Here is a 24,287-nt window from a genome sequence, read left to right on the forward strand (position 1 = left end):
ATTTAAGATTGTAATCGTCTCACTATGGAAACGCCATTAATACTTTTAAGCTTTTTAAAGGTCTCTTCCAGCTGACCTTTGTTTTTTACTTCTAAGTTGATGTTTCCTGTGAAAATGCCGTTATTGGATTCTATGGACATACTTTTCATATCCATTCCCATGCTTCCGCTGATAACAGTGGTAATATCATTGATCATTCCCATTCTGTCCAGCCCTTCAATCTCAATTTTTACTCTGTTTTTGAAGCTTTCTGCATTTACCCATTTGGCCGGAATCACACGGTAGTCATACTGCGCACGGAGATTAATAGCATTCGGGCAGTTGTCACTGTGTACCTTGATTCCGTCTGAAATGGTGATGAATCCAAAGATTTTGTCACCGGGAATTACTGTACAGCATTTTGCATAGCTATAGTTCAGCTTTTCTTCATCTTTTCCGAAGACAATCATATCAAGGTTCTGTTCTTTCAGTTCCTCATAGTGATTATTCTTTGTGGGTGATTTTCTGAATCTGGAAAGTAAATTGTTGAATACGTTTTTACTTTCAATGTATTTTCTCAGGCTGCTTGCATCCAGTTCATTGCTCTGGAATTTAAGAAACAATTCCTGTGATGATTTTAAATTAAAGAACTTCTGAAGTTTATTGATCTCTTCGTCGTTGAAGTTTATTTTTGCGTGACGAAGCTTTCTCTGCAGAGTTTCCTTACCTTCGTCCACCAACTGGTTTTTCTGAGAATTCAGATAACTTTTGATCTTGGATTTTGCTTTTGAAGTTACTACAAACTCCAGCCAGTCAGATTTTGGTTTTTGATTTTGAGAAGACAGGATGTCTACCTGATCTCCATTTTGGAGAATATAGGAAATAGGAACCAGTTTACCGTTAATTTTAGCACCCAGACACTTCATTCCAAGATCGGAGTGAACGGAAAAGGCGAAGTCCAGAGCGGTGGCATTGGTTGGCAAGATCTTGATTTCCCCTTTTGGAGTAAAAACAAATACTTCTTTTGAATAGAGATTAAGCTTAATATTGTCCAGAAGCTCAGAAGTGGAAAGGTTCTGCTGCTGCTCAAGAACATCACGGATCTCAGTGACCCATTTTTCAAAATTCCGGTCATCAGAACTTTGCTTATAGCCTTCCTTATATTTGTAATGGGCTGCCACCCCTTTTTCGGCAATCTCATCCATTCTTTCTGAACGAATCTGTACTTCGATCCATTTTTTATCAGGTCCCAGAACAGTTAAGTGGAGACTTTCATACCCTGTAGAACGGGGCTGGGTGATCCAGTCACGCATTCTTGAAGGGTTACTGTGGTACACATCTGTAACAATGGAATAAATTTTCCATGCCAGGAACTTTTCATTCTTCGCATCAGATTTATAAATAATTCTGATCGCATAGTTATCAAAAACCTCTTCAAAAGAAACTCCCTGCTTCAGCATCTTTCTGTAAATAGAAGAAATAGCTTTTGCACGGCCTTTAATTTTAAAGTTAAGTCCCTCTTCATGAAGTCTTTCTGATACCTCTTTTTTGAATTCTTCAATATATCTTTCACGGTTTTCCTTGGCCAGTTCCAATTTTTCCGTGATTTCATTATATACTTCAGGATTGTTATACTTTAATGAAAGGTCCTCCAGTTCAGATTTGATATTGTAGAGCCCAAGACGGTGAGCCATTGGAGCATAGATATAGACTGTTTCCGAAGCAATCTTTTTCTGCTTGTCCGGAGCCATGCTTTCCAGCGTCCGCATATTGTGAAGACGGTCTGCAATTTTGATCAGAATCACCCTGAAATCTTCAGAAAGTGTCAGTAATAATTTTCTGTAGTTTTCAGACTGAACAGAAATATTCTGATGATTCATGATGGAGATCTTGGTCAATCCTTTCACGATATTGGCAATCTTCTCCCCGAAGATCTTTTTAAGATCTTCATAGGTATAGTCGGAATCTTCAATTACATCATGCAAAAGAGCACAGGCAATAGAAGTCGCTCCCAGACCGATCTCCGTTGCTACAATTTTGGCAACAGCAATAGGGTGGTAGATGTAAGGTTCACCAGATTTTCTCCTTTGATCTTTATGGGCATCTAAAGCAATATCAAATGCCTTTCGGATAAGTTTGTTATTTTCCTCATCCAAAGTTCTGTATGTATTCGAAATCAGATCCTTATATCTGGCAAGGATCTCTTTGTTTTCTTGTTCTAAGTCGTAACTCATTTGTGCTAATGCCTATATTTAAACGAAAATACGAAAATTTTTAGTTTTTTCAAAGATAAAAAAGCGGATCTAAAAGTTGAAGAACGAACCACAAGGTGATTGGACTCAGTCTTGAACATAAAAAAAATATTTAATCCGAATTTATAGTTTAAGTGTTTCTTTCAAAAAGTGATCCATAAAAAAATCTGCAGAAGATTCTACAGATTTTGTTTATCAGGTTATATGCCGATTAGAATTTTACTTCAGAATTCATACCGTCACTGGATGTTTTGATCTTTACATCAGGGCTGTTGTGAATTTCCGCCTTATTTCTGGCATCGATGTACTTTTTAATAGTGTCATAGTTAGTTTCTTTGACGCTCATCCCCTCAAATAAATACGCTTTTAGCGCTGCATTTTGGGAGAATATATTCCGTGCATTTTCAATCTCACTGTTATCTTTTACAGTAACACTGGCCAAATACTGAGAATTATTTGAAGCATCATTATTAAGGTATATAACGTAATCGGAATTGGCAAACCCAGAATTTTCCAGATCACTCTCAAGCTTTTTGTAATCGCTGTGGAGCTCGAACAGCCCCGCTAGTATATTTGACATAGTTAATTGGTTTAAAGTTATGATTAAAGTTAGTCATTATTTTTCTTATTTTATTGTTCTTTAATTAATAAAATTCATTAATTAACATTTTATTTACATAGTAATTATTGATTGTGTGGAAATATTCATTGAACGTGTGTTTAATTTTGATGATTTAATAAAATGTTAAATAATTAGTGATGGTACAGATCACTTTATTGAATCTGTCATATTTACAATAACTTACCGTTTTTTAAATAATTTAACTCTAATTTTTTTAGCTACTTATTTCCTGATGAAACAGTTCATTCAGTATTGAACAGAAATACAAAAATAGAATAAGGTTTTAGTTAATACATTATTAAAAAGAGGCTGAACATCTCTGAACAGCCTCTTTTAGGGTTAATTTAAAAGGTATTTAAATTCTTTCGTTCTTGATCTCTTCAACAATTTCAGGATTCAATAACGTACTGATATCTCCAAAATTACTGAAGTCACCTTCCGCAATTTTTCTCAAAATTCTACGCATGATTTTTCCTGAACGTGTTTTTGGAAGCCCGGAAACAAACTGAATTTTGTCCAGTTTAGCAATAGGTCCTATCTGATCGGCAATCAATTGGTTGATTTCTTTCTTTAGATTCTCCTTATCACGGCCTTCGCCAACTTCTTTCAGCATTACAAAGCCATAAAGTGCGTTACCTTTGATGTCGTGGGGATAGCCTACAATTGCCGATTCAGCTACAGCAGGATGCTGATTGATACTGTCTTCAATAGGAGCTGTGCCTAAATTATGCCCGGAAACAATGATTACATCATCTACACGGCCTGTAATTCTATAGTAGCCTACCTCATCTCTTAAAGCACCGTCACCAGTGAAATATTTCCCGGGGAATGCTGTGAAATAGGTTTCTTTATATCTCTTATGATCTCCCCATATCGTTCTTGCAATTCCCGGCCATGGAAAACGGATGCAGAGATTTCCCGTCACCTGATTTCCTGTGATTTCATTGCGCTTGTCATCCATCAGAACAGGCTGTATACCCGGTAAGGGCAAAGTAGCATAGGTAGGCTTGGTAGGAGTCACAAATGGAAGGGGAGAAATCATGATACCTCCGGTTTCAGTCTGCCACCATGTATCTACAATCGGACATTTTTTCTTTCCTACATGATCATTGAACCAATGCCATGCTTCATCATTGATAGGTTCTCCTACAGAGCCTATAACCTTCAGAGAGCTGAGATCATGTTTGTCTACCCATTCAGCGCTCTCTTTTGCTAAAGATCGGATAGCCGTAGGTGCTGTGTAAAACTGAGTAATTTTGTGTTTTTCAATAACTTCCCAGAAACGGTCAGGTTCAGGATAGGTTGGCACTCCTTCAAAAATAACTGTGGTGGCTCCATTCAGTAATGGTCCGTAAAGAATATAAGAGTGTCCGGTGATCCATCCGATATCAGCAGTACACCAGTAAATATCATTTTCCTTATAATTGAATACATTTTTAAAAGTATAGGCAGTGTAAACCATATAGCCGGCACAAGTATGAAGCATTCCTTTTGGTTTTCCTGTAGAACCCGAAGTATAAAGGATGAAAAGAGGATCTTCAGAATCCATAATGACGGTTACAAAATCAGGAGAAGCTTTTTCAAATAAATCAGCCAGCCAGTAATCTCTTCCTTCCTTCATTTTAATCTCATTATGCGTTCTCTTTACAACGAGTACATTTTCAATGGTTGGCGTTTTTTCCAATGCCTCATCTACAATACTTTTTAAATCCAGAACTTTATTTCCTCTATAACTTCCATCGGATGTGATCACCATTTTCGCTTCGCAGTCATTGACTCTTGAAGCTACTGCAGCGGCTGAGAATCCTGCAAAAATGACAGAATGAACAGCTCCTAATTTTGCGCAGGCAAGCATGGTAACAGCCAGTTCAGGAATCATGGGAAGATAGATGCAGACTCTGTCTCCTTTTTCAATTCCCATGTCACGAAGAACATTTGCAGTCTTATTAACCTGCGTATATAACTCATTGTAGGAAATATGCTGTGCTTCTTCTTTTGGATCATTCGGTTCCCAGATAATGGCTGTTTTATCACCTCTTACCGCAAGATGCCTGTCTATACAGTTTTTGGTGATATTGAGCTTGGCATTTTTAAACCACGTGATTTTAGCTTCGTTCATATCGTACTTAACAACCTTGCTCCATCTCTGGTACCACACAAAATTCTGATCGGCTACCTTATCCCAGAATTTCTTCGGATTTTTGATAGATTTTTTGTAATCTTCAAAGTATTGTGGTAAATCTTCTATTAAGTAATTTCTCATATCCCTTTCGTTTTTTGAAATTTGAATTGTATTTTAAATATATGTTTAATTTTTCGCTTACCCCCTATATTCCCTGATCTTTTCCTGTATTTCTTCAATGATTTTTTCATCATCAATCGTTGGCGGAATCTGAAAATTTTTTCCATCGAGTAGGGTTCTGATGAGCTTTCTCAAAGTTTTTCCGGATCTTGTTTTTGGTAAACGTTTGACAACCATCGCGTTTTTTAAAAAGGCTACGGCTCCTATTTTTTCACGAACCATGCGGATGATTTCCTTTTCAAGGTCTTCCTCTGAAGTTACAGTTCCATTTTTCAGAACAGCAACTGCAAAAGGAATTTGCCCTTTCAGATCATCATCAATGCCTACTACAGCACATTCAGCAATATCGGGATGAGAGGAAACGATCTCTTCCATTTCTGATGTAGAAAGCCTGTGCCCGGCTACGTTGATAACGTCATCCACCCGTCCGGTAATGAAAATATAACCGTCTTCATCCTGTATAGCACCATCTCCTGAGAAATAATAACCATCATATTGAGTGAGGTAGCTGCTTTGAAAACGCTTGTGGTCTTTCCATATTCCCAGCATACTTCCCGGAGGAAGCGGTAGTTTGATAACCAGATATCCTTCATGATGTGGATCCAGCTCCAGACCGTTTTCATCAAATATTTTGATGTCGTATCCCGGAATAGGTTTTCCTGCCGAAGCTCTTTTTATTTTGTAGTCATCATCACAGGTCATTAAGCCCAGCATAGGCCATCCTGATTCTGTCTGCCACCAGTGGTCAATGGCAGGAACCCCAATGTGCTCCGCAAACCAGTCTAATGTTGCAACATCACAGCGTTCACCCGCAAGAAACTGTTTTCTGAACTGAGACAGATTATATTTCTTAACCAGTTCTCCGTTTGGATCTTCTTTTTTTATTGCTCTGATGGCTGTAGGAGCAGTAAACATTACTGAAACCTGATATTCTGAGATAATTCTCCAGAAAGTTCCCGCATCAGGCGTCATAATAGGTTTTCCTTCAAAAATTATAGTGGCATTTCTATTGATTAGAGGGCCATACACTGAAAAGCTATGTCCTACTGCCCATCCAAAATCTGAGGCCGCCCAATAAGTTTCTCCCGGTTCAACTCCATATATGTATTTCATAGAAAACTTCAGGGCGGTGGCATATCCTCCGGTATCCCGAACAATTCCTTTAGGTTTTCCAGTAGTTCCTGAGGTGTAAAGTAAATAAAGCGGATGGGTAGAAGCTACTGAAACGCAATCTGCAGGTTCTGATTTTCGAACCAGTTCTTCGTAGTCAATCAACCCTTCAAACATTTCGTGTTGGTTGTCGACCAGTTTTCTGTTATAAACAATAATATTGTCTACTTTATTCTGTGCCAGTTCAATTGCTTTTTCCACCAAAGGCAGATATGGAATTCTTTTGGCAATTTCTATGCCTGCTGTAGCAGTGATCAGAACTTTAGGTTTGCAGTCGTCAATCCTTACTACCAGTTCATGAGGGGCAAAACCTCCGAAAACTACATTATGAATCACCCCGATCCTTGCACACGCCAGCATAGCAAACAGCGTCTGTGGAATCATAGGCATATAAATAACCGCAGTATCTCCTTTTTTTAATCCTAACGAAGCCAGTCCCCCGGCAAATTTCGATATCTCTTCCTGAGCCTGACGGAAGGTGTATGTTTTCTTTTGATGGGTGACAGGAGAGTCGTACACGATAGCGGTGTGATCTCCAAAACCATCCTCAATATGCTTGTCAATGCATAAATAGCACATATTAAGCTCCCCGTCATAAAACCACTGCGGATAATCGTTAAGGTCTTTTGAAAGGATCTGCTGTGGAAATTTATACCACTGTATTTCTCTGGCTTTTTCTTTCCAGAAGTCTTCTTTATTGTCTATACTTTGTTTAAATAATTGATCTGCATTCATATTAATAATTGGGCGTTGTGGGAAAGTTCTGTCATCGTGGGCCGAAGGTAAACAGTGCCTTAGTCCTTTTTTCTTCATCTTAATGGTTTAGTCTTGAACTTTAAACCTTTAATTGTAATGAAGATTTTAAAGATGTTGATTTTAATAACATTTTAAGATAAAATTGTATACTTCATTTACGATGACCTTTGGTTTTTATTTTGTGTTGTACGTTCTCTATGTCATTCAATTTCTGATTATCTACTCAAACATTTCTTCAATCTGCTGCATCAGTTTTTTAATTGAGTAAGGTTTGGTTACATAAGCGTCAGCTCCCATGCCCATTCCTTTTTCAATATCTCTTGGATTGTTCTTGGCGCTTAGAAAAATGACTTTGGTGTCTTTCATTTTTTCATTCTGTTTGATGAGATCCAATGTGCTGTATCCGTCAAGATTGGGCATCATGATATCGAGTAGAATAACGTCGGGGACCATGGTTTTTAAAAATTCAAGAACTTCTGTTCCATCTCTGGCAATATAGACATCATAACCGTTTTTCTTAAAACTGTATTCCAGAGACATTAATATTTTATGTTCGTCATCCGCAATGATTATCTTTTTCATAGTTCGTTTTTAATGATGTTCAACTTCATTTTTGGTTTCTTTTATTTTTTTAGGAATGCTGATGGTGAAAGTTACGCCTAATCCGCTATTTTCTGCTTTTATTTTTCCTCCGTGAGCCTGCACAATTTTTTTAGAAATCGCAAGACCCAGTCCGCTTCCTGTTGGTTTTAAAATGTTCTGATTTTTAGACTGATAAAATTTGTCAAAAATCATTTCCAGATCTTCTTCAGGAATCGTTTTCCCGGTATTGAAAATGCTAATGACGAGACATCCCTCTTTTTCAAATAGCTTTGTTTGTATAGTTCCCTGTTCATTCGTGAATTTCAAGGCATTACCCCAGATATTCTGAAATAACTGAATCATTCTTGCTTCATCATATTCAAAAGTAAGCTGATTCAGCAGATTGACTTCACTCAGATGGATGTTTTTCTGCTGGATAAGATGAAGAAGCGGGGTTACTGCTCTTTCATAGGTCTCAATTATATTGTTGGGCTGAATGTTTAATAAAATCTCTCCATGTTGAAGCTTGTCAAGATAAAGGATGTCATTGATAATTTCGCTTAACCTGTCGGATTCTGTAATAATATTATTAAGAAATTCCTGTTTGATGTCATAAGGAATATCATCATCGTCTGCTAAAATTTCTCCAGCGGATCGGATAGCAGTGATGGGTGTTCTTAATTCATGGGCCACAGAATCCAGGAAATCATCTTTCTGACGGTCTTTGATGATCAGGCTTTCGTTGGCCGTTCTAAGGTCATCAGATAATTTTTGAAGTTCTTCAGACTGCTCTGTTAGTTTTTTATTCAAGGTTATGTTTTCCTTAGATTCTTCCAGGATGTTTAAAACTTCTTTTAAAGATATTTTATCTTCCTTCGTTACTCCTTCGATTAATATTTTGGCAGAAGCTGTTCCTATTCTCCCTGCTAAAAGGTTTTCTGAAAATTTAATAAATCTTGAATCTGCAGTTTCTGTTTTAGAATCAATATTATATTTCAAATTGAAAATTCTTAGAGCCTGCTCTGTTTTGTTTTTGCCTAAGAATCTCTCCAGAATATTTTTAATATCTGATATATAGGCAGTTCCCCTCCAGATAAAGGCGTTTTCATGATTTTGAATGTATTTGTCAATATCTACATATAGCTCGGCAAAATTTCTTTCCCGATAATTTCCTTTGGTCATGACAGAAACGATGGTAAACAAACCTGTATTGATAAGAAGCGACCAAAAGAAAATCTGGGGAATTCTTTCAAGATAAGGAATAGAGAAAAATTCGAAGGTGTTGTAGAGATCTCTCAAAACTCCTTTGAATTCCTGGTTGTATGAAAAGTAATACTGCGGAATAATCAATCCGAAATAGCAGATCACCAGGCCTGCAGCAAGCCCTGTAATAGCTCCTTTATAGCTTCCTCTTCTCCAGAATATAGCTCCGAAGAATGTAGGCGCCAGCTGCGCGATAATCACAAAGGAGATTAAACCTACAGAATCCAGCGAAATTTTCAGGATGAAATACTTGTAGAAAACAAAAGCCATGATGATCAGCGCAAAAATGCTGAATTTTCTGATATTGGTAATGCTTCTGGTGTTTTGTTCCTCATTCTCAGATTTGAACTTTCCAAGCAAGCCATACGGAATAATAAGGTTATTGGAAAGCATAATAGATAATGTAATAGCGGAAATGATAATCATGGAAATACATGAACTTAACCCGCCAAGAAACACTAAAACGGTAATCAATGTATTGTCAAAATGCTGTGGAATCAAAATGGAGTAGAACTCCGGATTGACGTTTTGACCATCAAAAATTAACCTCCCGCCCCAGGCGATCGGAAAAATAAATAGGGTAAATATTAAAAGATAAAGCGGGAAAAACCAGATTGCTGTTTTGATGTGCTTTTCCTGTCTGTTTTCAATGATTGCCGTGTGAAACTGTCTTGGAAGAATGCAGATTGCTGTTGCGGAAATCATACACAGGATCATCCAGTTCATAGCACCTTCAATTCCATTGAAGGTATTTTTTTCTTTAAAATCCTTAAAATGACTCGCTTTCTGATAAATATCCGAAAATCCATCAAATGCATAGTAGATGACAAAAAGTCCGAGAATAATGATAAAGAATAGCTTTAGAAAACTTTCCAGGGCGATCGCAGAAATAATTCCCAGACGTTTTTCTGATGCATCTACATATCTCGTTCCGTAGTAAGAGGAAAATAAAGCAATCAGAATAACAACAAATGTTGCATTGTCAGTCAGAATATCCTTTGACATGGAAGTTTCTGTCACTAAGTGAAAAGTTTCGGAAATCGCTTTGATTTGTAATCCGATGTAAGGAACAATGGCTAAAAGACAAACTATAGTAATAATGGCACTAAAGCTTCTGCTGTTTCCATATCGTAAAGAGATAAAATCTGCAAGGCTGCTTATCTTATTGACCCTGGAAATTCTTACGATCCGTGTATTGATGAAGATCCATGCAGGAATAATCATAATAGGGCCAATATAGATCGTCAGATAGTTTAATCCACTTGTGGCGGCTACACCTATACTTCCATAATAAGTCCATGCCGTGCAGTATACAGCCAGAGACAGTGCATAAATATAGGGATTGTTAATCCATATCTTGCTTTTTTTCTTTTCTGCCAGATGGGCCACCAAGAAGAGAAGAGCCAGATAGAACAAGACTACAAAAAATAATGCAAAACTACTCATCGTACCTTTTTACAATTACAAAAGAAATTACGATGGAAATCATCCAGACGGCAAACAAATAAATCAAAATCATAGGATAACCCATAACTTCTTTTTCGCTGTTGAAAAGAAGCGAGATGGGAATACTGAAGGCAATCATTAATCCGATACTTAGAATAATCAACTTTTGTTCGTGTCTCTTTTTCATAAATGATGATTGATAAAGATAATTGATGAGCAGATGGCCTTGTGGATCGCTCATCAATTATCAGTGTTTGTTATAATTATCTTTTATCGTCAGAATATTCTCCTGTTAAAGCATAATAGCCGAAAATTGCCATTCCGCCTGAGATAATCGGCATCAATACAAATAAAATGATAATACCGAAAACCAAATCTTCCTGTTTTCCGGAAGTAATCTTTGGAATTCCTAAAACTGTAATTCCAAAGTAGCCCACAATCACAGCGATTGCGATCCATAGAATACCTAATATTTTTTTTAGTCCGTTCATTTTAGTAGTTTTAAAATTAATAAAAATTTAAGTGATTCGGTGATTAATCATGAAGATTATTGTTCTTATTTTTAAGATAAAACAATCCGATAATCAGGCAGACAGCCGCAACTCCAATAGGATACCAAAGTCCTTCGAGATACCATGTGGCGTGTCCGGCTTCTTTTCCTGTTGTAACCAGGTAAGTTGCCACTGCGGGAAGAAGTCCTCCAAATACCCCATTTCCAATATGATAAGGTAAAGACATTGAGGTGTAACGGATCCTTACCGGGAACATTTCAACAAGGAAAGCAGCTATAGGTCCATATACCATGGTTACAAATATCACCTGTATAAATACAAGGAAAACGAGATACCATTTCGTGTTATCACCTAATTTTACCGTTTGTGACACTTTTGGTTCCTCAGCTTTTCCGTCCTTCATGATAGGACCGGCAGGTGACCAATGAGTGATGCTGTCTTTTTTGGTTAAAGTTCCATCTGTATAAAGTGTCTCTTTATGGAACGTCACAAGACTGTCTGTGGCAATGTCATTGTGAATTTTAGCTGTTCTTTTTTCTGTAATTCCGTTCGTTGCTACTGTTTTATTTTCAAGATTCACACTTTTATACATACTGTCGTAAATAGGGCGGTAAGCCAGGATGGCTACCAGCATTCCGGTCATCATTACTGCCTTTCGCCCAATTTTGTCCGATAACCAGCCGAAAAATACAAAGAAAGGCGTTCCCAGGAATAGAGCGGTTGCCATTAAGTAGTCTACCTGCATAGATTCTACATTCATTACCTTCTGCAGGAAACTCATCGCATAGAATTGTCCCGTGTACCAGATTACCCCCTGTCCCATGGCAGCTCCGAATAAAGCAAGTAAAACAAACTTGAAGTTGTATTTATTGCCAAAACTTTCTTTTAAAGGGTTTTTAGAAGTTTTTCCCTCGCTTTTAGCTTTCGCAAAAAGAGGAGATTCTTTCATGTTTTTTCTGATGATATAAGAAACTCCTACCATTAAAATAGAAATCCAGAAAGGAACCCTCCATCCCCAGTTATCAAACTCTTCGGCAGAAAGTGTTGATTTTGTGATCAGGATAACGATCAATGAAATAAAAAGTCCTGCTGTTGCTGTGGTCTGTATCCATGAGGTCCAGTAGCCTCTTCGGTGAGGTTGTGCATATTCTGCAACATAAGTGGCAGCGCCACCATATTCTCCTCCCAGAGCCAGTCCTTGTAATAGTCTCAGAATTAAAACCAAAACAGGAGCCATAAATCCAATGGTTTTATAACTCGGGATACATCCAATCAGAAAAGTGGAGAATCCCATGATTAATAACGTAACAAGGAAGGTGTATTTTCTTCCGATGATATCTCCCAGTCTTCCGAAAAATAAAGCTCCGAAAGGTCTTACAACAAATCCTGCAGCAAAAGTAGCCAGCGTAGATAAAAATGCTGCGGTAGGATTATCTGCAGGAAAAAATTTTGTAGCTAAAACAATGGCCAAACTTCCGAAAATATAAAAGTCATACCATTCTATAAGTGTTCCGAGTGATGAGGCAGTGATAACGCTCCAGATGGTGCGGTTTTTCTGCTTATCAGTCATATTTTCGTAGGTTTCGTGGTGATTTTCGCTCATATTGTTTAGTTTTGATGTTATTGGAATTGACTGTTAAAGAATTTTAAGTGATCTTATCTTACCGTTTTTATTAGTCTTAATGGTGTAAGTTTTATAAATAGATCTGAAACTGTACAATGAATTCTCCTTTTGAAGAAGGACTTTCAGTGGGGCTGGTATAAACAGGCCTCGTTGAATACTGTGTGGTGATTTTCGCATGATGACCATCTATAAACCAGTTGGCTCCTACGTCGAATTGAGATGAAGATTTATCAAAAGCTTCAAAATTTTTGCGAGTATACGCTGCGAAAGGCTGTATTCTTATTTTTGGCTTTTGTGCCTGACTTGGTAATAGTAAACCAGCCTGTGCATAGATAATATTACCTGTTCCTATGGTTGGCTGTAGATTTCCCGGGCCTGCAATTGCTTTATTACCGATAAAATTAGGGTCAGAAGCGGCAATATTCATGGTTCCCAGATTTCTTACATAGTTAGGACCAAAATTATAGTTATAATATCCGGCATACGCAGAGACGGCCATTTTGTTTTTTGCTTCTCCCAATGGAATATCTGCGAAAGCATCCACTGCAAAAAGGCTGATGTCATGCTTTTCAATATTTGAATTGACAGAAGTTCTTGTTCCGTCCGCCTGATGATAAAACCCTGCACCTACATTGAACACTTTTTTAGTTCCCAGATAAGAGCCCACTTTGTAAGGAAGGGTGTTGGATTCCTCATCAAGGAATTGGTATTCTACATATCCCGCTTTTGAAAAACTCGGATTTCCATTATTATCTACTGCTACAGCTCTTGACGGATCTGTTACATTTACAGGGACTATGTCTGTAGCAAAAGGTTTATTTAAGCTAAAGCGATACTCTAATTTTCCATATTTTCCTTTAGCGAACATTCCCAGCTGTCTTCCAAACTGATCTGAATTGTCTATCAGAGGCCATGAAAAAACAGGGGAATCTACCGTAAGAAAATTCAATGTTGAAGCCATAGTCATACGGGAAAGTCCCATATAATAATGAAGCCCTGCCCCTAAAGATAAACTGAATTTACCCGCTTCTCCAGGTAAAATAACTGCGTACTCATTCCATGCATCATGAAAAAAAAGCTGTGTTTTCTTTCCGTTTCCATAACCGCCTGTTCCTGAAGTACCTGTAGCACCCCCGTTGATGAAGGTCTGATTATTGATTCCAAAATGGAGGAGAATCATGTATCTTTTAGAGATTTGTGCATAGGTTAAAGCACGTAACCTCCTGTTTCCTATGTTCCAGGAGTTGTCTGTAGGTTCTCCACCTACCATACTTCCGGGATTCATTGAGGTATTTCTCAGCCAAAGCTGGTCCCAGAGAATAAATCTGATGAATTTGTCTCCTTCAGGATTGAGGTTTACTTTTAATCCACTGCCATAGTCTGGGGAACCCTGGGAGTAGAGAGAACTACTTATTAAGACTGCTCCAATGAATGCAAGTAATTTCTTCATAAATTATCAATTTTTGGCGTTGTTTTTTGAGAATGCCAAATTGTAATTAATAATTTGTTTACGAAAATTTAATATATATTACTGCTAAGAGTATAGCTGAAAATGGAAATTGAAAGTTAAAAATTAAAAATTTATAGATTTTAAAGTACTTTATATGCAGTTTTATTCTCTATTTTTAATTGTAAATTCAGAATTATCAGTTATTTCTTAAATCTTTCCCATTTGATAAGCATATATTTATCTGCAAACTGGGTGATAATTATACCTGCATTTTGGATGTTTTCTTCCTGAGCAATATATTCAATGAGTTCACTTTGTTTGAGAATTTTATATACCGGATGAAATTCAGAATGGGGAGGTCTTGTGATATTGTATTTTTTGATCCATGAGCTGATGGTAACATGAGAAACTCCTATAATTCTTTCTATTTCACGATAGCTAAGCCCTTCAAGATAAAGTTGAAGCGCCTTGGTTACATAGTAATCATCGATCTGTTTGCCCAATTTCTTGACTGTAAAATAATAGTTGCAGTTCTTGCAGTGAAAACGTTGTTTCTCATTTACGATACCGCTTTTTACAACTTTGCTGCTCTGGCATTTTGGGCACGTGTTTTCCATAACTATAGTTTTTTAGCAAATATATAATAAATTAGCAAATGTACTTTTCTGGATAAAGATAATTTTACCTGTGTAAATTTTTAAAACAAAAAAAATATCTTTTTTATTTGGTTTTTAAAGTAATTATATTTTAAATTTGCCAAAAAAATTAGATAAATAAATGGAAATAGAAATTTCCTCATGCGAACATCTAATGTATGTGAGTGAAATACAGCAGGAAATGTATGATTCTGCACAGCGTAGAGGAACGGGGATCGCAAAACGTTCCATCGAATATTTGAGTAAAAAGATTTCAGAGGGCAATGCTGTGGTGGCCACTGAAAACGGAGAGTGGGTAGGCTTCTGTTATATAGAAACCTGGTCACATGGGAAATTTGTGGCTAATTCGGGACTGATAGTATCGCCGAAATTCAGGAACGGGGGAGTTGCAACTCAGATTAAACATAAAGTTTTCCAGTTATCTAGAGAAAAATATCCGGATGCGAAAGTATTTGGGCTTACAACAGGTCTTGCGGTCATGAAAATCAATAGTGATTTAGGATATAAACCGGTGATCTATTCCGAGCTGACTCAGGATGAGGAGTTTTGGAGCGGTTGCAAGAACTGTGTGAATTATGAGATCTTAATGAAAAAGGAGCGTAAAAACTGTCTTTGTACAGCAATGCTTTTCGTTCCTGAAAATAATAAAGTAAACGGGGTTGCCAATATGCAGCCGGAAATTAAATATAACAATGAGCAAGAAAGTAGTCTTAGCGTTTAGCGGAGGTTTAGATACTTCCTACTGTGCAAAATATCTTAGTGAAACATTAGGATATGATGTGTACGCAGTTACTGTAAATACAGGAGGTTTTTCTAAGGAGGAAGAAAAAGAATTAGAGAGAAAAGCTTTAAACCTTGGAGTAAAAGAATACAGGTGCGTAGATGCTCAGGAGGATTATTATAATTCTTGTGTGAAGTATTTAATTTTTGGTAATGTGTTGAAAAACAATACTTATCCTCTTTCTGTAAGTGCAGAGCGTACCATTCAGGCGCAGGAAATTGCAAAATATGCGATAGAAGTACAAGCGGATGCTATTGCTCACGGAAGTACAGGAGCTGGAAATGATCAGGTTCGTTTTGATTTGATCTTTCACGTAATGTGTCCAAATATCGGCATTATTACGCCAATCAGAGATATGGCTTTATCCCGTGAGGAGGAGATTGAGTTTTTGAAAAACCATGGCTATGAAATGGAATTCCATAAAGCACAATATTCTGTGAATAAAGGTCTTTGGGGTACCTCTGTAGGAGGAAAAGAAACGTTGACTTCCAGGAATTATTTACCGGAAGAAGCTTTCCCTTCGCAAATAAAAGAAACACAGTCTTCAGAACTGGAAATTGAATTTAAAAATGGAGAAGTAATTTCCGTTAATGGAGAAAACTTCGAACATTCAGTATATGCTATTCAAAAAATAGAAGAACTAGCTTCTGCTTATGGTATTGGACGTGATATTCATGTTGGAGATACCATTGTAGGAATCAAAGGAAGAGTAGGATTTGAAGCAGCAGCAGCCTCAGTGATTATCAAGGCTCATCATTTACTGGAAAAACATACCCTTTCAAAATATCAGCAGATGATGAAATCTCAATTATCTGACTGGTACGGAAACTGGCTTCATGAGGCACTTTTCTTAGATCCTGTAATGAGAAATATTGAGTCTTTCTTAGTAGATTCTCAAAAAACGGTAAGCGGAAAAGTATTTGTAACGCTTCATCCGTACAGATTTATTTTAAATGGAATTGAGTCTGATCATGATCTGATGTCCGATAAATTCGGAAGTTATGGAGAGGCAAACAGAGCATGGACAGGAGATGATGTAAAAGGATATACAAAAATTGTAAGCAATTCTTTAAATATATATCACCAGATCAACCAAAATATCAACTAGAGTTCCTAAGGAACGATTTAACAAAAGATAAGGCATTGTCTTATCAGATTAAAATATGAAAAAAAAGGTAGGAATTGTAGGAGCAAATGGTTATACAGGAAGTGAGTTGATACGCTTGCTGGCTTTCCACCCCCATGTGACATTGAGTTTTTTATATAGTCGTTCGAATTCGGGTACAAGAATATCGGATTTGTACCCGGATTTAGCGACGGTTTGTGATCAGGTTTTGACAGATCAGCCAGAGCAAGCAGATGTACTTTTTCTATGCCTTCCTCATAAGGAAAGTCAGAACTGGTTAACTCAAAACCCTGCTCAGGAGGAAACTTTGGTAATTGATCTTGGAAATGATTTCCGTTTAGATGGAAATTTTGGAAGCAGAAATTTTATCTACGGATTGCCTGAAATCAATAAAAAACAACTGGTCGATTCAAAAAGTATTGCCAATCCGGGATGTTTTGCAACCGCCATTCAGTTAGCGCTTTTACCGTTGGCTGAAAAAGGTTTGCTCGATGAGGTTTTTACAACAGGGATCACAGGGTCTACAGGAGCTGGACAGTCATTACAGGCAACCACTCATTTTACCTGGAGGAATGATAATGTGTCGGCTTATAAAACGCTGGAACATCAACATGTGGGAGAAATTTTAAAGCAAATAGTTTTGTTTAATCATAAAGATGTCAGTCTGAATTTTGTTCCATGGAGAGGAGATTTTGCAAGAGGGATTTTTACAAGTTCTACAGTGAAAACAGATTTAGAGCTTTCTGACATCTATCAGTTGTATCATGATTTTTATGCAGAAGAGCCTTTTGTAAAGGTAAGCGAAAAAGCAATTGATTTAAAGCAGGTTGTCAATACGAATCGCTGTGTGATTCAGATTGAAAAAAGTGGAAATGTTGCAGTTATTCACTCAGCGATTGACAATTTGTTAAAAGGAGCTTCCGGGCAGGCCGTACAGAATATGAATATTGCGATGGGCTGGGAAGAAAACTCAGGATTAAACTTAAAACCTATTGCATTTTAAAAGAAAACTTAAAAATCAATTGTCAATAAGCTAATCGTGAATTTTTAAAACTTAATCAAAACCGACCTAGGAAAATGGAGCGTTAAGAAAAATAATTTTTTGAACGTTAAGAAAATTCTACTGTCCGAAGTGCGGCAAAAATGTCGAACCGAAGAACAAATGCCGATTTCGCACAAGTTTTAGAATTTTTAGAGAACAAAAATATTTTTTAGCGAAAGTTTCCACGTCTTGAACTTTTGTTTCTTTTGTTTCAGGACAAAAGAAAAATATAAAAAAATAAAAAATGAATTTATTCAACGTATATCCATTATTTAATATCAATCCGGTTAAAGCTCAGGGGTCTTTTCTTTGGGATGACAAAGGGGAACAATATCTTGATTTCTACGGGGGACATGCTGTAATTTCTATTGGACATAACCATCCTCATTATCAAAATAAATTAAAAGAGCAGCTGGAAAAAATTTCTTTTTATTCCAACTCTGTTCAGAATGAATTACAGACTGAATTGGCTGAAAAACTTGGACAGCTTTCAGGATATGAAGATTACAATCTTTTCTTGTGTAACTCTGGTGCGGAAGCTAATGAAAATGCATTGAAGCTGGCTTCTTTTCATAACGGGAAGAGTAAAGTGCTTTATTTCTCAGGTTCCTTCCATGGAAGAACGTCTGCTGCAGTTTCTGTAACGGATAATCCAAAAATTGTTGCTCCTGTCAACTTCTCAGAAAGATTTATCAAATCAGACTGGAATAATATTGAGCAGCTTGAAGAAACCTTTGCCATACACGGAAACGAAATTTCCTCTGTAATTATCGAAGGAATTCAAGGGGTAGGAGGAATTATGATTCCAACGCCGGAATTTTTAGCTAAAATCAAAGAACTGTGTGAGAAATATGATGCTGTTCTTATTTTAGATGAAGTACAATCCGGATATGGAAGAAGTGGATATTTCTTTGCTCATCAGGAATTTGGAATTGAACCGGATATTATTACTACTGCAAAAGGAATGGGGAATGGATTTCCGGTTGGAGGAGTTCTTATTCATCCGAAATTCCAGGCAGCCAACGGACTGCTGGGAACAACTTTCGGAGGTAATCATCTTGCCTGCGTAGCATCGATTGCTGTACTGGACGTAATGAAAGATGAAAATCTTATCGAAAATGCCCAGCAGATGGGTCAGTATATTGAAAATGGAATTAAAGATTTACCACATATTAAATCGATCCGAAGGAAAGGCTTGATGATTGGAATAGAGCTCGATAGAGACTGTTCGGAAGTAAGGAAAACCTTACTGTTTGATCATCATATTTTTACAGGAAACTCGAATGATAAAAGTGTTTTAAGGATTCTTCCGGCACTGAATATCAAAAAAGAGGAAACAGATCTTTTTATCAATGCTCTGAAAACAGTATTGGAACAGATTTAAACCACAAAAGTCACAAAAGAATTCTTTTAAAGCTAAAGTGTTTTTAAAGAGCTTAAATAAAAACTTTTGTGTCCGGATTAACAATTAATAGGTAAAGGAAATCTTTAAAATCAATTCGAAATGAAAAAATTCACCTCTGTAAGTGATGTAGAAAACTTACAGGAAATCATAAAAAAAGCTTTACAGATAAAAGCAAACCCGCTTTCAGAAACAGAAAAAGGAAAAGGGAAAACAATAGGACTTGTATTTTTAAACTCAAGTTTAAGAACTCGTCTGAGCAGTCAGATTGCAGCACAAAACCTGGGACTGAATGTTCTGACGCTGAATGCCGCACAGGAAGCCTGGAATCTTGAATTTGCAGATGGAGCCGTAATGAACGGAGATACAGTAGAGCATATCAAAGATGCTATTGAAGTTTTAAATCAATATTGTGATATTATTGCAGTACGTTGCTTTGCAGGAATGAAAAATAAGGAGGATGACGTTAATGAGAGCATTCTGAGCCAATTTGAGCAGTACGCTAAAGTTCCTGTTATTTCGTTAGAATCTGCAACGCGCCACCCGTTGCAAAGTTTGGCAGACTGTATTACCATTACCGAAAATTGGAAAAAAGACCATAAACCAAAAGTTGTTTTAACCTGGGCTCCGCACATCAAGCCTATTGCTCAGGCAGTTGGGAATTCTTTTACAGAATGGATGCAGGAAATGGATGTTGAGTTTGTGATTGCCAATCCTGAAGGCTACGATTTGGATCAGAAATTCACAAAAGATATAAAAGTAATCCATGATCAGGATGAGGCTTTAAAAGATGCAGATTTTATTTATGTGAAAAACTGGTCGTCTTTTGATGATTATGCCGCAATGCCGGAAGTGAAAGGAGATTGGATGTTAACCAATGAAAAACTGGCCAATACTAATGAAGGAAAAGTGATGCACTGTCTGCCGGTTCGTCGTAATGTAGAATTAAGTGATGAGGTGATGGATGGCGAAAACTCAATTATCTACCAACAGGCGAAGAATCGTATTTTCTCTGCGCAAGCTGTTTTTTCTGAAATTTTAGACGAAATTAATTCAAAATAAATCTGATATAATCATCAAAATCAATACTGTCATCTACGTTTTTAGATGATAAAGAAAATAAAACATATGTAATTTTTTAACTCCCAAATCCTTTAATCTTTTCATGAAAAATAAAATATACATCATAAAAATAGGCGGAGCACTCATTGATGATGAACGATTACTGGATCAGTTTTTAGATCAGTTTTCAGGAATCAAAGAGAAAAAAATTCTGGTTCATGGCGGAGGCAAGTTGGCTACAACATTGGCTGACAAGCTTGGTGTAGAACAGAAAATGATCAATGGAAGGAGGATTACAGATAAAGATACATTGGATATTGTAACGATGGTATACGCTGGCGGAATCAATAAGAATATTGTTGAAAAACTACAGCAGAAAAAATGTAATGCGATTGGTTTTTCCGGTGCAGACGGAAATTTAATTAAGGCTAAAAAAAGAGAGCATCCCGAAATTGATTTTGGATTTGTAGGAGATATTAATAAGAAAAGCGTCAACAAGAAACTGCTTTCAAAATTGATTAAACTTGATCTTATTCCTGTATTTTCTGCCATTACCCACGACAAAAAAGGAAACCTCTTCAATACCAATGCCGATACTATTGCATCTGTGATGGCACAGGCTTTATCAGATAAATATGATGTTGAATTATTGTACTGCTTTGATAAAGAAGGCGTTTTGGAAGATGTAAATAATCCGGAATCTGTGATCAAAACTGTGTCTGAAGGAGAATTTGCAGTGTTAAAAGAAGAAGGAAAGCTTCATAAAGGGATTTTGCCCAAACTTGAAAATGCTCTTGGAGCAATAAAAAATAATGTAAATAAAGTGTTTCTTATCAAAGAAACTGAACTTAAAAATCATATAGAGAATCATCATGCAGGAACTGAAATCTGTTTATAATAAAGAAGAACTATTGAATAATGCGGTTGGATTGCTTAAAAATCTAATTGAAATTCCTTCATTCAGCAAAGATGAATTCAATACTTCGGTGGAGATTGAGAATTTTTTCAAAAAGCATCAGATTCCAACGAAACGTTTTAAAAACAATATCTGGGCAGTTAATAAAAACTTTGATGTATTTAAACCGTCTGTTTTATTGAATACCCATCATGATACCGTAAAGCCTAATAAAGCTTATACACTTGATCCTTTTGTGCCCCTTGAAAAGGATGGGAAACTATATGGATTGGGGAGTAATGATGCCGGAGCTTCTCTGGTTTCTATGGCACAGGTTTTTTTACACTTTTATGAAAAAGAAGATTTAAAATATAATTTAGTGATTGCTTTGACGGCAGAGGAGGAGATTTCGGGTTTTGACGGAATTGAAGCCCTGTTTCCACAGCTTCCCAACATTGAATTCGCCATTGTAGGAGAACCCACGCAGATGAATCTGGCGATTGCAGAAAAAGGACTGCTTGTGATAGACGGGGAAATGAGAGGAACTCCTTCTCATGCCGCTCATCCTAACGATGATAACTCAATTGTAAAATGTATGCAGGACCTGCAGAATATTTTAACCTTTAAATTCCCGAAAATCTCAGAGTATTTGGGTGAAGTTAAAATAACGTTGTCAGGAATTCATGCCGGAGTACAGCATAACGTAGTTCCTGAGTCATGCAATTTCACGTTGGACGTCAGAGTTACGGATGAATATTCTAATAAGGAGGCTTTTGAAATTATCCAGTCTCAGATGGAATCTGCACTTACAGCGAGATCTTTCAGGCTGAATTCCTCAAAAATTGAAATGGATCACCCATTTGTAAAAGCAGGATTAGAAATAGGAAGGACAACCTATGGTTCACCTACCTCATCAGATCAGGCCATTATTCCATGTACATCAGTGAAAATGGGCCCTGGAGACAGTAGGCGCTCTCACACTGCGGATGAATTCATCTATATCAATGAAATAGAAGAAGGGATTGAAATCTATATCCGGGTTTTAGAAAAAGTATTATAAAGATATCAGACATCTGAAGTCTGAATATCTGAAAAAAATATGTTTTGACTTCGCTCAGCAGGCACAAAAGTTTAGTTTTTAATAAGGATTTATGCAAAAAAGAAAATTAAAAACGAAGACTTTAATAGGGAAATGTTTTTTTATAGTTAATAATAAGGAATGCTTTGCTGAGCATGTCAAAACCAATCAATTATTTTGAATCAGATCATTATATCTCCGGTACAGAAATCTTCTGATAAACAGAAGAAAACGGAGATTATATATGAACTAAATAAATAGTCACATATGAAAAAGATATGGCAGAAGGATGACCTTGCCACCAATATATTAGTAAATAAATTTACAGTCGGGAAAGATCTGGACTTTGACGAGCGTTTAGCAAAATATGATGTCAAGGGATCTATGGCACATTGTATAATGCTGGCAGAGACCGGGATTATTTCTCAGGAAGAATCAGAACAGATGCTGTCTGTTTTAAATACTATTTTAAAAGAAATTGAAGAAGGAACTTTTGAAATTGATAAAGAAGCTGAGGATATCCATTCTCAGGTAGAAGCAATCTTGATTGAAAAATTAGGAGATACAGGAAAGAAAATCCATACTGCAAGATCAAGAAATGATCAGGTATTGCTGGATATCAAACTCTATTTAGTGGATGAGATCCGGGAGATCACTGCACTTACTGATGAGTTTTTCCAGATTTTAATTCAGTTGGCAGATCAGCACAAAAATGTTTTGCTGCCGGGATATACCCATTTACAGATTGCAATGCCTTCATCATTTGGATTGTGGTTTGGAGCTTATGCTGAAGCGCTTTTGGATGACGTGGAAATGTTGTTTTCTGTAAAGAATATTATCAACAAGAATCCACTGGGTTCAGCGGCGGGATATGGTTCTTCATTTCCGATCAACCGTGAAAGTACGACGTACAACTTAGGGTTCCAGTCGATGAATTACAATTCGATATATGCTCAGATGACGCGTGGAAAATCAGAGAAAATGCTGGCTATGTCAATGGCTACTCTGGCAGGAACACTTGGGAAGTTTGCTTACGATGTCTGTCTGTATCTGAATCAGAACTTTGACTTCATCAGCTTTCCAAAAGAGTTTACAACAGGAAGCAGCATTATGCCGCATAAGAAGAATCCTGATATTTTTGAATTGGTTCGTGCAAGATGCAACAGAATCCAGTCGCTTCCGAATGAACTGATCCTATTGACGAATAATCTTCCCTCAGGATATCACAGAGATGTACAGCTGACAAAAGAAATTCTTTTCCCTGCCATAGATTCTCTGAAAGAATGTCTGGAGATTTTAGCCTATACGTTGCCGAATATTCAGGTAAAAGACGGGATTTTGGAGGATGAGAAGTATAAATACCTGTTCAGTGTAGAAAAGATTAATGAAGAAGTGAAAAACGGTAGCTCTTTCCGTGATGCTTATGTAAAAGTAGGACAGGAAATTGAAAATAATGAGTTTGATTTTGAAACTGGAAACCTGAACCATACCCATCAGGGAAGTATAGGCAATCTTTGTCTGGATAAGATAGAATACCAGTTTAATAAACTGAAAAATAAATTATTGGGTTAGAATCCAAACCATTAAGATCATAGAAAAACCTGAGTAGAATCAGTAATTACTAAAATTATTTTTTAGCATACTGCCTTACATTCGTTTGTAAATCCTTAATCTTAATAAATCTTAACTGCTTAAGTTATCTTAATGGTTTGATTCTATTTTGTTCTTATCGAAATTGATTTTGAACTTAAAATGGAAAAATTATTGCAAATCGATTTTGAATTTGGTAGATTTTTTCACCTCATGAAGTACGATAGAACTGTGATATTGTCCAATATTAGGAAGGTTTGAGATTACATTGACAGCAAATTCATTATAGGAATTGATGTCCTTTGCAATAATCTTCAGCATATAGTCATATTCTCCGGAAAGGCTGGTGATTTCCTGTACTTCATCATACTTGCCGATATTACCCTCAAAAGTTTCCAATACTTTCTTGGATTGCTCTTTAAGACGTACATTGCAATAGACAATAATATTCAGACCCAGTTTTTCACGGTTTAAAAGACCGACATATTTTTCAATGATCCCCTGTTTCTCCAATTGTTTGATTCGCTCATACGTAGGAGTAAAGGTAAGACCAATCTTTTCTGAAATTTCTTTAACAGATAGAGTGGAATCTTCCTGAATAATGCTGAGAATCATTTTGTCTTTTAAATCCATAAAATAAATTTGAGTTTTAACAAAAATATTAATTTTAAATGAGAATAAGGAAATACTAAGGTTT

The 24,287-nt window shown here is 36.7% G+C and carries 20 protein-coding genes; 8 read left to right on the top strand and 12 right to left on the bottom strand.

Annotated elements, in window-relative coordinates; genetic code table 11:
- Window positions 1-2: 2 nt before the first annotated feature.
- The 11 genes from LF887_RS08225 to LF887_RS08275 all read right to left on the bottom strand — a co-directional run bounded on the left by LF887_RS08225 (window position 3) and on the right by LF887_RS08275 (window position 14,575).
- A complete protein-coding gene (locus LF887_RS08225; RefSeq protein WP_236858606.1) occupies window positions 3-2,213 on the bottom strand; it encodes a RelA/SpoT family protein in 2,211 nt (736 codons plus the stop codon).
- Between the two features lie 229 nt (window positions 2,214-2,442).
- Entirely contained in the window at window positions 2,443-2,811 is a 369-nt protein-coding gene (locus LF887_RS08230) for a hypothetical protein (protein ID WP_236858607.1), read from the bottom strand.
- Window positions 2,812-3,208: 397 nt separating this feature from the next.
- Complete coding sequence (gene acs, locus LF887_RS08235) at window positions 3,209-5,116, bottom strand: acetate--CoA ligase (protein WP_236858608.1); 1,908 nt, start codon at window positions 5,114-5,116, stop codon at window positions 3,209-3,211.
- A 57-nt stretch (window positions 5,117-5,173) separates the two neighbouring features.
- Window positions 5,174-7,060: an AMP-binding protein gene (locus tag LF887_RS08240; protein WP_236859488.1), complete on the bottom strand. Its 1,887-nt coding sequence runs from the start codon at window positions 7,058-7,060 to the stop codon at window positions 5,174-5,176.
- Window positions 7,061-7,300: 240 nt separating this feature from the next.
- Window positions 7,301-7,663, bottom strand: a complete 363-nt coding sequence (locus tag LF887_RS08245; RefSeq protein ID WP_236858609.1) for a response regulator transcription factor — start codon at window positions 7,661-7,663, stop codon at window positions 7,301-7,303.
- Between the two features lie 9 nt (window positions 7,664-7,672).
- Entirely contained in the window at window positions 7,673-10,372 is a 2,700-nt protein-coding gene (locus LF887_RS08250) for an ATP-binding protein (protein WP_236858610.1), read from the bottom strand.
- Window positions 10,365-10,613 carry a hypothetical protein gene (locus LF887_RS08255; RefSeq protein ID WP_236858611.1) on the bottom strand — a complete coding sequence of 83 codons (249 nt, stop codon included), beginning with the start codon at window positions 10,611-10,613 and terminating at the stop codon, window positions 10,365-10,367. Before LF887_RS08255 ends, LF887_RS08250 begins: the two co-directional genes overlap by 8 nt.
- A gap of 22 nt (window positions 10,614-10,635) precedes the next feature.
- Window positions 10,636-10,863 (bottom strand): DUF6814 family protein, encoded by a 228-nt coding sequence (locus LF887_RS08260; RefSeq protein ID WP_236858612.1) that lies wholly within the window; start codon window positions 10,861-10,863, stop codon window positions 10,636-10,638.
- Between the two features lie 43 nt (window positions 10,864-10,906).
- Complete coding sequence (locus LF887_RS08265; RefSeq protein WP_236858613.1) at window positions 10,907-12,487, bottom strand: MFS transporter; 1,581 nt, start codon at window positions 12,485-12,487, stop codon at window positions 10,907-10,909.
- Window positions 12,488-12,578: 91 nt separating this feature from the next.
- Window positions 12,579-13,958, bottom strand: a complete 1,380-nt coding sequence (locus LF887_RS08270; RefSeq protein ID WP_236858614.1) for a porin — start codon at window positions 13,956-13,958, stop codon at window positions 12,579-12,581.
- A gap of 200 nt (window positions 13,959-14,158) precedes the next feature.
- A complete protein-coding gene (locus tag LF887_RS08275; protein WP_236858615.1) occupies window positions 14,159-14,575 on the bottom strand; it encodes a helix-turn-helix domain-containing protein in 417 nt (138 codons plus the stop codon).
- 160 nt (window positions 14,576-14,735) lie between these two features.
- Here LF887_RS08275 and LF887_RS08280 point away from each other — a divergent pair, with 160 nt between their 5' ends.
- The 8 genes from LF887_RS08280 to argH all read left to right on the top strand — a co-directional run bounded on the left by LF887_RS08280 (window position 14,736) and on the right by argH (window position 23,572).
- Window positions 14,736-15,335, top strand: a complete 600-nt coding sequence (locus tag LF887_RS08280) for a GNAT family N-acetyltransferase (protein WP_236858616.1) — start codon at window positions 14,736-14,738, stop codon at window positions 15,333-15,335.
- Window positions 15,307-16,503, top strand: a complete 1,197-nt coding sequence (locus tag LF887_RS08285) for an argininosuccinate synthase (RefSeq protein WP_236858617.1) — start codon at window positions 15,307-15,309, stop codon at window positions 16,501-16,503. The genes LF887_RS08280 and LF887_RS08285 overlap by 29 nt, the downstream gene beginning before the upstream one ends.
- Before the next feature lie 55 nt (window positions 16,504-16,558).
- Window positions 16,559-17,524 (top strand): N-acetyl-gamma-glutamyl-phosphate reductase, encoded by a 966-nt coding sequence (gene argC / locus LF887_RS08290; RefSeq protein ID WP_236858618.1) that lies wholly within the window; start codon window positions 16,559-16,561, stop codon window positions 17,522-17,524.
- A gap of 283 nt (window positions 17,525-17,807) precedes the next feature.
- On the top strand, window positions 17,808-18,947 hold the full coding sequence (locus LF887_RS08295; RefSeq protein ID WP_236858619.1) for an aspartate aminotransferase family protein: 1,140 nt from the start codon (window positions 17,808-17,810) through the stop codon (window positions 18,945-18,947).
- Between the two features lie 120 nt (window positions 18,948-19,067).
- The gene (locus LF887_RS08300) at window positions 19,068-20,027 is read left to right on the top strand and encodes an N-acetylornithine carbamoyltransferase (protein WP_236858620.1); all 960 of its coding nucleotides are present in this window, start codon (window positions 19,068-19,070) and stop codon (window positions 20,025-20,027) included.
- A 103-nt stretch (window positions 20,028-20,130) separates the two neighbouring features.
- Window positions 20,131-20,925, top strand: coding sequence for an acetylglutamate kinase (argB, locus tag LF887_RS08305; RefSeq protein WP_236858621.1), 795 nt, complete (start codon window positions 20,131-20,133; stop codon window positions 20,923-20,925).
- The gene (locus tag LF887_RS08310; protein ID WP_236858622.1) at window positions 20,900-21,982 is read left to right on the top strand and encodes a M20 family metallo-hydrolase; all 1,083 of its coding nucleotides are present in this window, start codon (window positions 20,900-20,902) and stop codon (window positions 21,980-21,982) included. Before argB ends, LF887_RS08310 begins: the two co-directional genes overlap by 26 nt.
- Before the next feature lie 285 nt (window positions 21,983-22,267).
- The gene (gene argH, locus LF887_RS08315; protein WP_236858623.1) at window positions 22,268-23,572 is read left to right on the top strand and encodes an argininosuccinate lyase; all 1,305 of its coding nucleotides are present in this window, start codon (window positions 22,268-22,270) and stop codon (window positions 23,570-23,572) included.
- Window positions 23,573-23,761: 189 nt separating this feature from the next.
- Here argH and LF887_RS08320 read toward each other — a convergent pair whose 3' ends face one another.
- Window positions 23,762-24,223 (bottom strand): Lrp/AsnC family transcriptional regulator, encoded by a 462-nt coding sequence (locus tag LF887_RS08320; protein WP_236858624.1) that lies wholly within the window; start codon window positions 24,221-24,223, stop codon window positions 23,762-23,764.
- Window positions 24,224-24,287 lie beyond the last annotated feature (64 nt).

Source organism: Chryseobacterium sp. MEBOG06 (assembly GCF_021869765.1).
Taxonomy (GTDB): domain Bacteria; phylum Bacteroidota; class Bacteroidia; order Flavobacteriales; family Weeksellaceae; genus Chryseobacterium.

Excerpts from the sequence above, each read along its gene's own strand:
- argC (WP_236858618.1), top strand. The coding sequence starts at position 16,559 with ATGAAAAAAAAGGTAGGAATTGTAGGAGCAAATGGTTATACAGGAAGT.
- argH (WP_236858623.1), top strand. The coding sequence starts at position 22,268 with ATGAAAAAGATATGGCAGAAGGATGACCTTGCCACCAATATATTAGTA.
- LF887_RS08270 (WP_236858614.1), bottom strand. The coding sequence starts at position 13,958 with ATGAAGAAATTACTTGCATTCATTGGAGCAGTCTTAATAAGTAGTTCT.
- LF887_RS08285 (WP_236858617.1), top strand. The coding sequence starts at position 15,307 with ATGAGCAAGAAAGTAGTCTTAGCGTTTAGCGGAGGTTTAGATACTTCC.
- LF887_RS08225 (WP_236858606.1), bottom strand. The coding sequence starts at position 2,213 with ATGAGTTACGACTTAGAACAAGAAAACAAAGAGATCCTTGCCAGATAT.
- LF887_RS08265 (WP_236858613.1), bottom strand. The coding sequence starts at position 12,487 with ATGAGCGAAAATCACCACGAAACCTACGAAAATATGACTGATAAGCAG.
- LF887_RS08255 (WP_236858611.1), bottom strand. The coding sequence starts at position 10,613 with ATGAGCGATCCACAAGGCCATCTGCTCATCAATTATCTTTATCAATCA.
- LF887_RS08245 (WP_236858609.1), bottom strand. The coding sequence starts at position 7,663 with ATGAAAAAGATAATCATTGCGGATGACGAACATAAAATATTAATGTCT.
- LF887_RS08280 (WP_236858616.1), top strand. The coding sequence starts at position 14,736 with ATGGAAATAGAAATTTCCTCATGCGAACATCTAATGTATGTGAGTGAA.
- LF887_RS08295 (WP_236858619.1), top strand. The coding sequence starts at position 17,808 with ATGAATTTATTCAACGTATATCCATTATTTAATATCAATCCGGTTAAA.
- LF887_RS08230 (WP_236858607.1), bottom strand. The coding sequence starts at position 2,811 with ATGTCAAATATACTAGCGGGGCTGTTCGAGCTCCACAGCGATTACAAA.
- LF887_RS08320 (WP_236858624.1), bottom strand. The coding sequence starts at position 24,223 with ATGGATTTAAAAGACAAAATGATTCTCAGCATTATTCAGGAAGATTCC.
- LF887_RS08300 (WP_236858620.1), top strand. The coding sequence starts at position 19,068 with ATGAAAAAATTCACCTCTGTAAGTGATGTAGAAAACTTACAGGAAATC.
- LF887_RS08275 (WP_236858615.1), bottom strand. The coding sequence starts at position 14,575 with ATGGAAAACACGTGCCCAAAATGCCAGAGCAGCAAAGTTGTAAAAAGC.
- LF887_RS08250 (WP_236858610.1), bottom strand. The coding sequence starts at position 10,372 with ATGAGTAGTTTTGCATTATTTTTTGTAGTCTTGTTCTATCTGGCTCTT.
- argB (WP_236858621.1), top strand. The coding sequence starts at position 20,131 with ATGAAAAATAAAATATACATCATAAAAATAGGCGGAGCACTCATTGAT.
- LF887_RS08240 (WP_236859488.1), bottom strand. The coding sequence starts at position 7,060 with ATGAATGCAGATCAATTATTTAAACAAAGTATAGACAATAAAGAAGAC.
- LF887_RS08310 (WP_236858622.1), top strand. The coding sequence starts at position 20,900 with ATGCAGGAACTGAAATCTGTTTATAATAAAGAAGAACTATTGAATAAT.
- LF887_RS08260 (WP_236858612.1), bottom strand. The coding sequence starts at position 10,863 with ATGAACGGACTAAAAAAAATATTAGGTATTCTATGGATCGCAATCGCT.
- acs (WP_236858608.1), bottom strand. The coding sequence starts at position 5,116 with ATGAGAAATTACTTAATAGAAGATTTACCACAATACTTTGAAGATTAC.